Source organism: Massilia sp. METH4 (assembly GCF_037094685.1).
Lineage (GTDB): Bacteria > Pseudomonadota > Gammaproteobacteria > Burkholderiales > Burkholderiaceae_D > Rugamonas.
This window is the reverse complement of record NZ_CP146614.1, coordinates 4248506-4262125: the sequence shown is the minus strand read 5'-3', so window position 1 is coordinate 4262125 and position 13620 is coordinate 4248506. Positions and strand designations below refer to the sequence as shown.

At 62.0% G+C, this 13620-nt stretch carries 10 protein-coding genes; 2 read left to right on the top strand and 8 right to left on the bottom strand.

What is annotated here, in order from left to right; genetic code table 11:
• Window positions 1-127: 127 nt before the first annotated feature.
• From V6Z91_RS18810 to V6Z91_RS18775, 8 genes are all read right to left on the bottom strand, one after another.
• Window positions 128-1153: a porin gene (locus tag V6Z91_RS18810; protein WP_338759549.1), complete on the bottom strand. Its 1026-nt coding sequence runs from the start codon at window positions 1151-1153 to the stop codon at window positions 128-130.
• 244 nt (window positions 1154-1397) lie between these two features.
• Window positions 1398-2750, bottom strand: coding sequence for an MFS transporter (locus tag V6Z91_RS18805; protein ID WP_338759547.1), 1353 nt, complete (start codon window positions 2748-2750; stop codon window positions 1398-1400).
• A gap of 175 nt (window positions 2751-2925) precedes the next feature.
• The gene (locus tag V6Z91_RS18800) at window positions 2926-3348 is read right to left on the bottom strand and encodes a heme-binding protein (protein WP_338759545.1); all 423 of its coding nucleotides are present in this window, start codon (window positions 3346-3348) and stop codon (window positions 2926-2928) included.
• Entirely contained in the window at window positions 3345-3743 is a 399-nt protein-coding gene (locus tag V6Z91_RS18795; protein WP_338759543.1) for a nuclear transport factor 2 family protein, read from the bottom strand. Before V6Z91_RS18795 ends, V6Z91_RS18800 begins: the two co-directional genes overlap by 4 nt.
• A gap of 19 nt (window positions 3744-3762) precedes the next feature.
• Entirely contained in the window at window positions 3763-5112 is a 1350-nt protein-coding gene (locus V6Z91_RS18790) for an amidohydrolase family protein (RefSeq protein WP_338759541.1), read from the bottom strand.
• Between the two features lie 5 nt (window positions 5113-5117).
• A complete protein-coding gene (locus tag V6Z91_RS18785) occupies window positions 5118-6215 on the bottom strand; it encodes an aromatic ring-hydroxylating dioxygenase subunit alpha (RefSeq protein WP_338759538.1) in 1098 nt (365 codons plus the stop codon).
• Between the two features lie 239 nt (window positions 6216-6454).
• The gene (locus tag V6Z91_RS18780) at window positions 6455-7372 is read right to left on the bottom strand and encodes a LysR family transcriptional regulator (protein WP_338759535.1); all 918 of its coding nucleotides are present in this window, start codon (window positions 7370-7372) and stop codon (window positions 6455-6457) included.
• A gap of 430 nt (window positions 7373-7802) precedes the next feature.
• On the bottom strand, window positions 7803-9566 hold the full coding sequence (locus tag V6Z91_RS18775) for an acyl-CoA dehydrogenase (protein ID WP_338759532.1): 1764 nt from the start codon (window positions 9564-9566) through the stop codon (window positions 7803-7805).
• A gap of 661 nt (window positions 9567-10227) precedes the next feature.
• Between V6Z91_RS18775 and V6Z91_RS18770 the strand changes: the two genes are divergently transcribed.
• Together V6Z91_RS18770 and V6Z91_RS18765 are read left to right on the top strand one after the other, a co-directional pair.
• Window positions 10228-11244, top strand: coding sequence for an alpha/beta hydrolase (locus V6Z91_RS18770; protein WP_338759529.1), 1017 nt, complete (start codon window positions 10228-10230; stop codon window positions 11242-11244).
• A 378-nt stretch (window positions 11245-11622) separates the two neighbouring features.
• Window positions 11623-13458, top strand: coding sequence for an alpha/beta hydrolase (locus V6Z91_RS18765; protein ID WP_338759526.1), 1836 nt, complete (start codon window positions 11623-11625; stop codon window positions 13456-13458).
• The last annotated feature ends 162 nt before the right edge of the window (window positions 13459-13620 follow it).

The following is a 13620-nucleotide window of genomic DNA, read 5'->3' as shown; positions in this document are numbered from 1 at the left end:
GCGCACCGAACAGCTTGCCCAAGTCGCTGGACTCCTGCCCGGCGAAACCATTTGCGCCAGAGAACAGGCCCTGCTCCCATAGCACCGTCTGGCCCCCTTGCCGGCGCATGTGCTAGGCTTTCGCGCGTTAAAACCTGAGACGCATGCCGGCGAACAGGCTGTTGCCGACCGACGCCCCCGTGATCCGGTCATTCTCCAGTCCGAGATAGATGTCGGTTCGTCGGGACAGGACGTAGTCGTACACGACAGTCGTACTACTGCGGTTTTTTCTCAGCGCCGCAGCTTCGTAGCGCGTTCTTCCCCAGGCGACCAGCAGGTTGCCTGCGCCTATCGGAACCGTCGCGCCAACCATGGAAGTCCAGTACTCTATGTCCATTGAATTTTTCTTGTGCCTCGCTATTTGCAGGAATCCCTTGCCCCTTTCGAAGTCGTAGGCTGCAGCCAGCATGGCGTCATCCTGCCTGGTTTCGCCGGGATCAAGCTGGGCTTTGTTGCGCTCCATCGCCATCGCAACGGCCAAGGGGCCATTGGTGTAGGTCAGGCTCGCGCCGAGGCGGTCATTGTCACCTTGGCCGGCCTGCTCGCTTAACCCGTAAGAAGCATTCAGCTTGATCCCATGGAGCGCCGGTGTCTGATAGTTTATCATGTTGCTGATGCTCGAATCGCCGACCTGCATCGGCGCCGCCAATGGCTGTCCACCTGGATAGGTATGCTGGAAGATCGGACCCAGCGAGCCGCCAGCGAACGGATCGAACCCCACCATCGTCAGGAAAAATGGCGATGCCATGCGGCCGACGCTTATCTCGCCGAAGGCGCCGGCAATACCGACCGATGCACGGCGTGACAAAAACGCGTCGCCGGGATAGCGCCCTGAACTGCCCGTATCGGGCTGCATGAATGCGGACAGGAAAGCTTGCGCCTTGAACCCGCCGCCCAGGTCTTCGACGGCTGAAATGCTCCAGAACGACGTGGTCAGTCCACTGGGGCTGACCGTGGCGGCGGAAGCCTGGCCGGCCAACTGCTGGCGTCCTATGTACGTATCGATAGTTCCGCCAAACGTTACTTGCGAAGTGGCCGACTGCGCTGTGGCGTCGGCGGATAAGAGAAGAGCGGCGCACATGGCGGCGATGACCAGACCGGCGCGTAAGTCCATCGATTGTCTCCGTTATATGGTGCGCCCACTCTACTGGCAGCCAGGGCACGAATTGCGGGGCGCTACCGTTCTGCTTAAGATGGATGAGCGACCCTGCCGACGATCAAGCGCCCGCGCGATGCAGCCGCGGTCGCGCCACGACGAAGGTACCTGTCACCGCCAGGCAGTACCCGACGACGTGCGTGCTTCACCCACGGTCGGGTGCGCCGTCCTTGCTGCGGCTCGCCGGTCGGAAAGGTACGGGTCAGCCGTGGCTGGTTGCGGCACCATAGCCTGGTCGCCGGCGCAAACGCCAGTGCAGCGCTGCTGCGCCGAGCGCTGCTACCAGCGCCGGCACGGCAAGCGCCTGGAGCATCAGCACCGGATCGATGTTGCGGGCGATACCCAGGCCGGCCAGCTGGATGCCGAGGATGCCGCCGAGGCGACCGACGCTCTGCATCCAGCTCAGTCCGGTTGCGCGCACCGCGACCGGATACACCGAAGTGGCCAGTACCTGGAATCCCGTCTGGCCGCCCATAACCAGCATGCCCGCGGCAAAACCGGCTGCGAGCAACGCGCCATCTCCGCCGTCGAGGGCAACGGGCCAGGCCAGAGAAAGGACAGCAGCGCCCAGGTACACGCAGACCGTGACCTTGCGGCCGTCGATGCGGTCCATGAGCCAGCCCATGACTAGCGAGCCGATCGCACCGCCGGCCTGCAAGCAGGCAGCACTGAACGCGGCCGTGAAGGTCGTGACGTGCTTGAAGCTCAGGAAGCTCGGCAGCCAGTTAATCAGCGTAAAGGTAATCAGCAGTCCAGCTCCATTGCCGAGCCACAGCAGCGTCGTCTGCAGGCCATAGCCAGCCGACAGGATCGTCCATAGCGGGTTGCTGGGCGCCACGGGCTGAGCAGTCAAAGCCAGCGCCGCTGCGTCGACCCGCCGCCCGAGGATGCGTGACAGCAGGGCTGCAACCTTGGCGAGGTCGCGCCGGCGCTCTGCCAGGAACCCGATCGATTCCGGCATCGACAACAACAGGAAAGGCAACAGTGCGAGCGGTAGTACTGCGCCGACCACGAACATGGCGCGCCAGCCGTGCTGCTGCGCGATGATCGGCGTAATCCAGCCGACTGCCGCACCGCCCAGGGTATAGGCGCTGTACATCGATGTAGTGATCAGGCCGCGCCGCCGCGCAGGTGCATACTCGGATACCAGTGCCACCGCACAGGGCATGGCAGCGCCCAGGCCGAGGCCGGTCAGGAAGCGCAAGGCAACCAGCATGCCCAGCGAATCGCAGTAAGCGGTCGCCAGGTTGCTCGCGCCGAACAGCGTTACCGCCAGCAGCAGCAAGGGGCGGCGGCCAACGCGGTCGGCCAGGATGCCCGCCAGGCATCCAGCGATCATCAGCCCGACGACACCTGCCGTGAATGCCTGTGTCAACGCATCCTTGCTCAAGTGCCATTCCTTGCCGATGTACGGTGCGAGGAAGCCGATCAGTACGGTATCCAGGCCGTCGAGGAACATGATCAGGAAACACAGGGCGATCACGGTCCACTGCATGCCCGAAAGCCTGCTTTCATCGATCAGCTTGCGGTAATTTTCGCTGCGGCTTTGTTCCATATGCATTGCTCCCCATGGTTATTGTCAGTCTCTTGGCCGCTGGCGCGCGCGCTTGCACGGCCTTGCCGCGCGATGGGTGCTGGAAATCGGTGCCGAGAAATTTGTCGTCAAACTGGCCGTGCGCTTGACTGTCCGGACCCGGCGAATGCAGGGTAGCGCTGGCCCAATGCCACCGCTACCCTGCATCGGCAACCAGTCCGGTCGCCTCGATCGCCGCCAGCGCACAGATCTCGTCGTTGTCGGAGGTGTCGCCGCTGACCCCGACGGCGCCCAGCAGCGCACCATCGGCCGAGCGCACCAGCACGCCACCGGGAACCGGTACCATGCGGCCGTCCGACAGTTCAATGAGGGCGTCGAAAAATGCAGGCATCTTCGCGGCGCGCGCCGCCAGTTCACGGCCGCCGAAGCCCAAGCCCAGTACGCCGTATGCCTTGCCGGTGGCAATCTGCGACCGCAATAGGCTAGACCCATCGCTGCGCAGCAGCACTACCGTGTGGCCGCCCGCATCGAGGACCGCCACCGTCAACGGTGCAAAGTGGCGAGTTTGCCCTTCGGCCAGGACACCCTGCGCAACGGCCAGCGCGACATCGAGCTTCATTTGGCCTGCTCCGCCGGCAGCGCGGTACCGTGGAAGACAGCAATGCGCCATGCGCCATCCTGTTCGCGCACCCAGGCCTGCGTGACCTGGGCCTGCGTCACGACGACGCTCCCGCTGGAACGTACCCGCGAGCGGTTGGTCTGGCGGCCCAGCATGATGGCGGCACCGTCGCCCAGTTCGCGTACCGTCAGTGGACCGCGGCTCAGGTCGAGGACCTGGGTCACCTCCCGGACAAAATGGAGATATTCGTCCAGGCTATGGACATTGGCCCGTGTATGAACGTGCACCAGTTCCTTCGACAGCAGATTGCGCAAGCCGTCGATGTCGTTCTCCATCAGGCAGCGGCAGCGATTCTGTTCCAGGCTGATCAGTTGTTCTTGCAAAGTCTGTGTCATGGTATTTTTCGCTTGGGATTCAGGTCGTGGCGCGAATTTCGGCAACGCGCTCACGGCTGTAGACATCGGTCCACTTCAGCGAATTGAAGTGGCTCACCTTGTAGGCGTCGTATGGGCGCTGCTTGAACGACATCAAGCGGCCGTCGAGGTACACCGCGTCGATTGCTTCGCGCTGCTGCAGCACGCGTACGTCGGCCAGCGGGTCGCCGTCGACGAGCAGGAAGTCGGCGCGGCGGCCTGCCTCGATCGCACCCAGCAGTTGCCCGCGCGGCATCGCCTTGGCCGTGCCGGCGGTCGCGATGCGCAGCGCCTGGGCCGGCGTGAAGCCGATCCAGTCGACCAGGATTTCGATTTCCCGGGCGTGCCACTCGCCGTACGGCGTCACGGCAAAGCCCGAATCGCTGCCTGCCATGAAGGGCACGCCGGCTTCGCGCATGCGGTTCAAGGTTTTTTTCGCGACCTCGATGATGCGCCGTTGCGCGCCTTGGTAGCCGGAGGTGGCGGTCGGTTCCCAGCTCGGGCAGAAGTCGACGTTATTGCGCAGGAATGTCAGCGTCGGCGAGACGTGGCTGCCGGACTTGAGCATCGCTTCGATGCACTCGTCGTCGGCAAAGAATGCATGGTTGATGATGTCCACGCCGGCCCTGGCCGCATACAGGACAGCTTCCTTGCCATAGGCGTGCACGACGATCTTCTTGCCGAGCCTGTGGGCCTCGGTCACCATGCCGCTGATTTCTTCCTGAGTGAACGCCGCGATGTGCGTGCCGTTCTCGCGGAAGTGCGTACCGTCCATCGCGATCTTGATGCAATCGACGCCGGCCTTGGCCTGGCGGCGCACTTCTTCGATCTGCGCATCGCGCGTCGTGCACAGCCGTCCGGTCACATAGTCCGGCGTGCCGACATGCTCGGGAAACCAGTCGTTCAGGCTGTGGCGGTTGGCGATCACGTTGCTGCTGGCAGCAATGCGCGGGCCGTCGAACAGGCCGGCATTGATCGAATCCCGCACACTGATGCTGCAGTTCCCGGCGTCTCCCGGCACCACGATGGACGTGTAGCCTGCGGCCAGGACGCGCTGGGCGAAGAACAGTCCCCGCAGCGCGCGAAATTCCGGTGTGCCCCAGAAATCGATATCTTCCTCGCTGCGGGCATTGCCGAATACAAGATGGGTATGCGCATCTACCAGGCCCGGCATGACGAACCGTTCGCCAGCATCGATGACCGTATCGCCCGGCGCCTGAGCAGGTGCGTTGGATGCCGGGCCGACGTAGGTAAAGAAGCCCTCTTCGACGATGATGGTATGGTCACGGCGTATTTCGTCCTCAAGGCCGGTAAACAGGCGGTCGCAACGTATCAGGGTTCGTTTTGTCATGGCGATCAATTCCGTTGGTTCAATTCGCCATCGCGGGCCAGGCGAATCTGCAACTGCCGGCGCGCCTGCACTGCCGACTGGTCGCTCGTCACCATGATTTCCGGGTAGTTCAGGCCGCGCGGGTCCTGCGTGATCGTGGCCTGGATGGCTTCGATCATGTCCTTGTCCTCCTTAAAACCGAGCAACGTGGTGTCGCGCATCAGGTCGCGCTGTTCCTGGGTCAACGGCACGTCCCAGCCCGCCATCCAGAAGTAGTGCATGCGGGTCGGACTGATCGGCGTGGTAGCGTGCATGACGCGGAAGGCGGCGGTGCGGCGTTGACCGGCTTGCGGCGCGGGATCGGTAAAATCCTGCCCCGCGAGGTGCAGAGCGGGCGACAGGCTGCGCCCCCAGTTCACACGCGCAATCGGCCGTTCGCCAAAGCCCGTCAGAGCGCCGAACAATGGCGCCAGCTTGACAGCGGGGAATTCAAGGTGAAATTCAACCTGTTCGCCCTTGACCGTGACTTCGGGTGGACGGTCGAAATCGAGGATCTTGAAAGTAGTGCGGTGGACGTAGCCGAAGTGTGTCAAGTCCAGCACGTTTTCCTTCAGCAGCATGTAGTTGGCTTCCGCTTCCATCGCGCCGCCGACCAGGCTCCAGCCTGGATCAACGTGCCAGTCCACGGCGTGCGGTTCGCTGTCGGCGGCCAGGGCGGGGTCGCCGGTCCAGATCCACACCAGTGGACCGATCTCGCGGACAGGATAGGCATGCACCTTGGCGCGCGTCGGCGGGTTCGCCTGGGTAGGCGCCTTGACGCATCTCCCTTCCGTCGAGAAACGCAGCCCGTGATAGCCACAAACGATGTTGTCTCCTTCGAGCCAGCCGCTGGACAGCGGCGCCCAGCGGTGGGGGCAACGATCGTCGAGCGCGACGACGGCGCCCGCCTCCGTACGGTACAGGGCGACCGGCAGGTCGAGCAGCCAGCGCCGCATGGGCTGGCGCGTGACTTCATCGGTCGTCGCGGCCACCCACCACTGATTGCGAGGATAGTTGGCGCCCACCTTGCCCGCGTATGGACCGCCGGCGGCCGTGCAGGCGCCCGGGAGGAATTCAATGCTCATATTAGTCTCCAAGAGTAGCCGTAAGCTCTACGGCTCGGCTAAGTGATACTCTAAGAGACCGATCCACTATTGGACAAATCGATTTTTTAGTGGTCAGATTATCGGATTTCTCGATGCATGGTGCTTGCAAACCCAGGAACTATGCCTCGGCAGGGGCTGAGGCAGCGTGCTGCTTACGGTCGATGGCAGGCATACCGGGTGGCAGCGCAGAAGCATCGATGGTGATGCGATGAATGCCTCTAGACGGCCGCCAGTTCCGAAGCGCCCGCCAGCAGTCGGGCCAGCACCCATTTGTGGACAGGATCAGCTTCGCGATGCCGGCTCCACTGCACCACCTCGACGAGCGGAGGTACCGCGATGGGCAACGCCATCAGTTTGAGCGGCATCACAGCAGCCGCGCGCCGCGCGAGACGCGTCTGGACCGTGGCAATGCGGTCGGTGCCGATCACCAGGGCGGGCATCATGTTGAAACCGCTGACGAGCATTTCAATACGCCTGCTTTCGCCATACTCGGTTGTGTACCACTGCTCGAACCAGGGACGCCCCACGGCAGTATGGAAGATCACATGCCCGAGAGACTGATACCGCTCCAAGCTGAGCCTCTCGATGCCTCGAGTGGGCCGGTTCTCTGCCCATGCAACGACGGTATAGGTGTCCTCGAAAAGGACTGTCGAGGGATGCTCGCTAGACGATACATGTGCAGGACAGATGACGTAGTCGACACGGCCGGCGTCCATTTCGTTGCCCCAGTCAGCCACCGGTGGCGCCAGAACGAAACGCAAGCGCGGGGCCTCTTGCGCGATGCGTGCCAGCAAGTCTCCCAGAAAATCCGATACCACGTAGTCGGACGTGGCGATGACGATCCTGCTGCGCACAGTAGCAGGATCGAACACTGCCTGGGTTTCAAGCAACGAATCGATGTCATCCAGTACGTGCTGTGACGGGCCGATCAGGCTCTCCGCAAGCGGTGTCAGCCGCATGTGCCGTCCTACCTGTACCAATAGCGGATCCCCGAGACTGTCGCGCAACCGCTGCAGGATTCCGCTCATGGTCGACTGGCTGACGTTGACGGCCAATGCCGCGCGCGTAACGCTGCGGTGTTCCAGCAAGGCCTGTAACGGGATCAAGAGGTTGAGGTCTAACTGACGGTGGCGCATGGCATCCTGTTACGATTTCCTATATTTGGAATATCACTCCGACTTGGCGTACACGAGTGCGTCAGCCAATAACGCATGGAGGATTTGGCCGTGGGACATGCCCGGCGAACCTTACCGCAAATGGCATCTGGAATGCTAGAGCAGCTCGGCGGTCCTGGCACAGCGCCGCATAGTGTTCCAGAATGAGCGCGGCAAATCGATTTACCGGTGCAGGCCGGTCGGCAGTGCTCCGCAATGTAATCCGGCTTTGCCCTGTGCACGAGCAAAGCGTCCCGACGTTGTACACGAGATCGAACGGGTATGGAAGGCAAGCCTGGATGCCCGTGGCTGGCATGGCGTGGCGCTAACTGGGCCGTGAGGGGCAAGGCCCGCACGCTAAGCGTGACGATGCATGTCGATATCATGCTCGTCCTCGCGGCTGCTGACGGGCCTACCACGTCAGGGACAGGCCATGCTGCGCGAAACTTGCGCGTAGCACGGCCAGTGCTGCGTGCGTCTCGGTAAACTCATACGCGAAGTAGTGATCGACGGTTTCCAGTCGCTCGTCGTGAAATGCGTAATCGTCTTCGCGGTTGTTGCAGGAAGCGCTCGCACTCCTGAGCAACAGCCAGCCGATGATGCAATGCCCCATCAGGCGGAGAACGTCGCCGGCAACCCAGTGAAGCGGCGTCAGGTTCGCGGTGCCGGATTCGCACACGGCCCGCGCGATAGCGGCAAGCTCAGTGGCAAGCTTGGACAGACATTCGCTATGGCCGGCGAAGGGTCCAGTGCGCTCGGCCTGCACTGTTGCACGCACGAGTTCGAGGAAGCGGCCCAGGCGCACGCCCTGGTCCCCCAGAATCTTGCGCACTACCAAGTCGATCGCCTGGATCTCATTGGTACCCTCGTAGATCATCGTGACGCGGCAGTCGCGCAGGTACTGTTCGACGCCGGTCTCGGTAATGACGCCGTACCCGCCATAGACCTGCAGCGCATCGCTCGCTCCCTGGAATCCCTTTTCGGTGAGGAACGCTTTCACGACGGGTGTCACGAGCGCCAGCATCTGTTCGAAATCCTGACGGCGCTGGGGGATTGGGTGGCGCTCGGCAAGGTCGAGCATCAGGCCGCTCCAGTAGAGCATCATGCGACCGCCTTCGACATAGGCACGTTGCGACAGCAGCAGGCGCCTGACGGGCGGATGCAGGGCAATCGGATCGGCAGGCTGGTCCTTTCTTTCGGCAGGCCGATCGACGGCTTTCATTTGCAGTCGTTCGTTCGCATACCTTGCAGCGTTCTGGTACACGGTTTCCGCTATGCCCAGGCCCTGGGCTCCGACCAGCATGCGCGCCGCGTTCATCATCACGAACATGGCAGCAAGCCCGCGGTGTGGTTCGCCGACCAGCCAGCCGGTAGCTCCGGCAAACTCAAGCGAGCAAGTGGCGCTGCCGCGGATGCCCATTTTGTGCTCGATACCGGTGCAGGTAACCTGATTGCGGCTGCCATCCGGGCATATCTTGGGCACGACAAACAGCGAAACGCCCTTGCTGCCCTCCGGCCCGCCCGGAATCCGGGCCAGCACCAGGTGAACGATGTTCTCGGTCAGGTCGTGCTCGCCGCCGGAAATGAAGATCTTGTTGCCTGACAGACGATAGGTGCCCGTGTCTCCTTCCACCGCGCGAGTGCGCAGCAGGCCGACATCGCTGCCTGCTTGCGGTTCGGTCAGGGCCATGGTCACAAGCCACTCGCCGCTCACGATCTTCGGCAGGTAGTATTGCTTGAGTTCCTCGCTGCCATGGGCCTTGAGGCACGTGTAGGCCCCATGCAGTACGCCGGGATACATCGTCCATGCGTGATTGGCGCTGATCATCATTTCCTGCAGCGCGCAATTCAGTACATGCGGCAAGCCCTGTCCGCCGTACCCAGGGTCGCATGCCAGTGCAGCCCAACCCGAATCGACGAACTGGCGGTACGCATCCCGGAAACCGTCCGGCGTGAACACGGCTCCGCTCTCGAACCGGCACCCTTGCCTGTCGCCCGACGCATTGACCGGGAATAGCACTTCGGCAGTGAAGCGCCCTGCTTCTTCCAGCACTTGCCTGACGAGCTGTTCGTCGATCTCGTTGTAACCGGCATCCACCCTTAGAGTGTCTGTTGCCGACAAGACGTCGGACAGTACGTACTGCATGTGCTTGACTGGCGGCTGGTAGGAAAACATGACGTTGGCTCTAGTGAAGGGGTTGGGACGGCTCAGGGTTCGAGGCACGGTGTCGATGCAACCTCCGCTTCGATAACAGATCGTCCAATCACGCCGCAGAATCCGCAGCCCGGTGGGCCATGTCGTCCATGCCGTGCCCAGTTAATATCAGACTGCCTGATATTAATTCATGTTAACCGAAGCAATCGGGAAGGACAAGATTGTTGATGCGGAGGGAAACCCGTGCGATCGGATCAGCAGACGTGCTCCATATCCAGCTCTATGCCGCCTAACATCCGATAGCCGTCCCCCGCACTGTCAGATAACCGCCCGTACACGCATGAGGCTTCTGGGATGAAATTTTGGCGAACTAATCTGTATTTTCCTAGCCGCATGGTCCAACAATGTTAAACTAAACCGACCAGTATAGATTTAAGAGCCGATGTTTCCGGCCGCTGCGACTGTACTTGACTGTCGCAGCACCCTGATCCGTGGTGCAGGTCCGTATGCTACGGGAGGGCAAGCGTTATCCCGGCTTCATCGGCATGGCGTTCTCGAAGCCGCTACGCCAGCTCGTACCGGACGCCGACGTATAGCTCCCCTGCGGGGACCGGTTGATGGCCTGTCGTGCTGTCCAGGCATGGCTGTAATAACGTGACGCGATTGCAAAGGAAAGCAAAAAATGTCTCGACAAGTCATTCTCGCAGGACTCGGCCTGCTACTGATCCTCATCATGGCTGGCATCGCCGTCCTGAACCAGCCTGCCACGGTCGCGGGCCCCGACATGGCGCGCCTGACCAATGCCGGCCGACTCAAGCTTGCGCTGCTGAAGTTGATCGTCAGGATGCTCGAGGCCGTCACGGCCCGATTCGGCCGGTATCCTCGCGCTGGCGCCGCGACAGTGGAACGCCACGTTGTGCCCACTTCCTTCGGCCCTGCCAGGATCGACATGTACCGTCCAGCCACGATGGCGGGGTCCAGGCTGCCGGTGCATTTCCATCTTCACGGGGGCGGTTTCGTAGTGGGCGGGCTGAAGGCCGATGCGCCCTGGTGCAACTACCTCTCGAATCAGGCAGGCTGCGTCGTCATCAACATCGATTACGTCCTCGCGCCGCGCGACACATTCCCCGCGCCAGTCATGCAGTCCCATGAGGTCATCGAATGGGTAGCATGCCACGCCGACGATCTGGGAATCGATCCCGAACGCCTGTCGGTCGGTGGCGAAAGCGCAGGCGCGAACCTGTCGATTGCCGTCGCTCTGCTGGCGCTCGAACGACAGAGTTTCGGCCTGCGTGGCGTGGTCGCGTGTGTTCCGGTCCTCGATCTGGACAGCGATCCGCACACGAAAAGCATTTCCACGGAGCGCAAGCAGGATCTGACGGTCGCCACCATGGAGCAGGTCAACGACGTTTATCTTCCAAAATACTTGGACAGGCGCAATCCCCTGGCGTCTCCGATATTTTCCAACCAGCTTGCCAAACTTCCAGAAGTATTCATCGTCAGCGCAGAGCTCGACGCAGCCTACTCGGATGCTGCCGCGTTCGACGCAAGACTGCGCAAGGAGAACGCGAGGTTCCGCCATCTGACCATCCGGGGCGCCGACCACCTTTTTCTTCACAAGGGACGTTTCGAGCATGTGGTCAAAGCCTGGGAAGCGATGGCCGGCGCGGTCAAGCAAGTGCAGCAAGGTGGCGGATGAGCACGCGTTTCCACCGTACCGGGGACATTTCGGCCGTCAGCCTTGTCGCGGCACGGCTGAGCGATGGACCTTCGCCGCTGGTGAGCATGTTCGGCTTTGATCTATACTTGGGCGCAAGGAACGAGGCGTTACGCGTCAGAACATCAGATTGATGCTTTTGCCCAGCCGTTCAGATGGCAGCCTGCCGAAACAGTGTCACGCCAGGCGTGCCGCATAGTGATCGCTTTCCCAATGCACTTCACCTCGTTATATTCCGACCCACCTGCCATGCGCGTACTTTTTCCCTTCGGCTCACGTGCAATCTTATTCGCTTTTCTTGCGGGAATGATTGCCGGCTGCGCGGGGGTTAAGGTTTCTTCCCTCCCGACACGTGATTACATGACCTCCCGGCGCGGCGATATTCTGACCACGGGCCGGCTGAGCATTCCTGCGGAAAACGCGCTGCAGGTCGTCGGAACAGACCGCAAGACATGTGCGCGCCAGGCGGCGACCTGCAGGCTGCAAGTCGGTGCCTCCACTGGTCTCAACGACGAACAGCGCCTCTCCGTCTTGTCGGAGCTATGGCTGGAAGAAGGCTTGGCACTGATTCGCCAACCTGCCGCGACGCAAGATCCGGAGGCGATCATCAATGCCTACCTCGAGGCCGCGCGGCACGCCCACGCCTACCTCTTCCTCACCAGGCGACGGCTTGAACAGCGTGCGCTCGAGGAACGTCAGGGCCAGGTGCGTGACTACTATAATTTTTCGGTCCAGCAAGCTGTTACGAACCTGTTCGGCGCAGCACAGCGCCAAGGGCGCAATGAAAGGCGCGTCGACAGCGATGGCAGCTTCTCTCTCGTATCCGGAAAATGGCGCATCGAAGGCCGTATCGATGGCAGCCTCGTGCATGGCAGCGAGTTGCCCGCTGAACTGATTCCTGCAGCTTCGCTGACGTTTGCCGGCGTGCGCAACCAGTACCGCCGCGATGGCATCGGTGCCTCGCTGGTGTCGTCGACCGGAACCGGCATCGTGCCGCGCTCTCGCGGACACGAACCCTATCTTGAAACGCCTTTCGCTTCCACGACGGTCATCGTGGATTTTGCAGGCACATCGCTCGACGCGATCCTGCAAACGAAAGAGGTGCGCATCGCAGTCCACGATCCCTACCGGCAATCGACGGTAAGGATCGCTGGCACCACCGTTCCCCTGGCGGGCGATTTCACGGCTGCATATGGCCTGTGGCTGGCGCGCTCGGACTTCAGTGCCCAGTCGCTTCTGACGCTGGTGGGGAAGGGTAATGCGCTAGACGAGCCCCGGCTGTATTTGATGCAGCCGTACGATCCGTCACGCAGGACGATCATTCTGCTTCACGGACTGGCCAGCAGTCCGGAAGCATGGATCAACGTGGCGAACGAATTGCTGGGCGACGAGCGCCTTCGTCAGAATTACCAGATCTGGCAAATCTATTATCCTACCAACGTACCGATAGCGATCAATCATGCTGCAATACGTAGCGCCATCTCGCGTACCGTGGCGCGCTTCGATCCAGGTGGCACGGCGCCGGCATCGCGCGACATGGTGCTGGTCGGGCACAGCATGGGCGGGCTGCTGAGCCGGCTAGCGGTCTCTTCATCGGGCGACAGGCTTTGGCACGACATTACGCGTACCCGCGAGCTCGACGGCGGCCAGTTAGCGCAAGCCAGGTCCGTCCTTGCCCCGTATGCCAGTTTCGACCCGTTGCCGCAGGTTAGCCGCGCGGTGTTCGTTGCCGCTCCACACCGCGGGACCCCGTTCGCGGAATCCGCTGTTGCGCGCTTCGCGGCAAGGCTGGTCGCCCTTCCCGCTTCTGTGCTCGCCAAGGTGAAAGACGTGGCAGAATTGCTGGCTGTACCCGGCGACGTCGATCCGAATTCGTTCCTCGACTCCGCAAACGGCATCCGCAACTTGAGCGAGCGCGACCCATTCATCCGGGCCTCTGCGGAACTGCCGATAGGCGAAGCGGTGCGGTTCCACTCCATCATCGCCAACGACACGCCGCATGTGCCCCTTGCCGATTCCAGCGACGGTCTTGTGCCATACCGGAGTTCGCATCTCACCGGGGCACTTTCGGAAAAAGTGATTCCCTACTCGCACAGCGTCCAGGAAACCCCCGCAGCGATCCTCGAGATCCGCCGGATCCTGCACGAGCATCTCGACGGATTGGCTGATCCTCATTCGGAAGTGCCTGCACCTTGAGGCGAGCAGGTTCCGCCAGCATGCGGGTGCACGTCGTATGACCAAGGGGTAACAAAAGTTTTCTCGGGGGATCATCCTGAACGTCGTGCCGGCAAAGCGGGCCGCCCGGCGACAGGTGCTTCTCCCCCAAGACTCAACCAGGGCCGAGGGATCGCGATACGC

What these genes read in the sequence shown, in the direction of transcription:
- V6Z91_RS18810 (WP_338759549.1), bottom strand. Translation starts at nt 1,153, where the DNA reads ATGGACTTACGCGCCGGTCTGGTCATCGCCGCCATGTGCGCCGCTCTT.
- V6Z91_RS18805 (WP_338759547.1), bottom strand. Translation starts at nt 2,750, where the DNA reads ATGGAACAAAGCCGCAGCGAAAATTACCGCAAGCTGATCGATGAAAGC.
- V6Z91_RS18800 (WP_338759545.1), bottom strand. Translation starts at nt 3,348, where the DNA reads ATGAAGCTCGATGTCGCGCTGGCCGTTGCGCAGGGTGTCCTGGCCGAA.
- V6Z91_RS18795 (WP_338759543.1), bottom strand. Translation starts at nt 3,743, where the DNA reads ATGACACAGACTTTGCAAGAACAACTGATCAGCCTGGAACAGAATCGC.
- V6Z91_RS18790 (WP_338759541.1), bottom strand. Translation starts at nt 5,112, where the DNA reads ATGACAAAACGAACCCTGATACGTTGCGACCGCCTGTTTACCGGCCTT.
- V6Z91_RS18785 (WP_338759538.1), bottom strand. Translation starts at nt 6,215, where the DNA reads ATGAGCATTGAATTCCTCCCGGGCGCCTGCACGGCCGCCGGCGGTCCA.
- V6Z91_RS18780 (WP_338759535.1), bottom strand. Translation starts at nt 7,372, where the DNA reads ATGCGCCACCGTCAGTTAGACCTCAACCTCTTGATCCCGTTACAGGCC.
- V6Z91_RS18775 (WP_338759532.1), bottom strand. Translation starts at nt 9,566, where the DNA reads ATGTTTTCCTACCAGCCGCCAGTCAAGCACATGCAGTACGTACTGTCC.
- V6Z91_RS18770 (WP_338759529.1), top strand. Translation starts at nt 10,228, where the DNA reads ATGTCTCGACAAGTCATTCTCGCAGGACTCGGCCTGCTACTGATCCTC.
- V6Z91_RS18765 (WP_338759526.1), top strand. Translation starts at nt 11,623, where the DNA reads ATGACCTCCCGGCGCGGCGATATTCTGACCACGGGCCGGCTGAGCATT.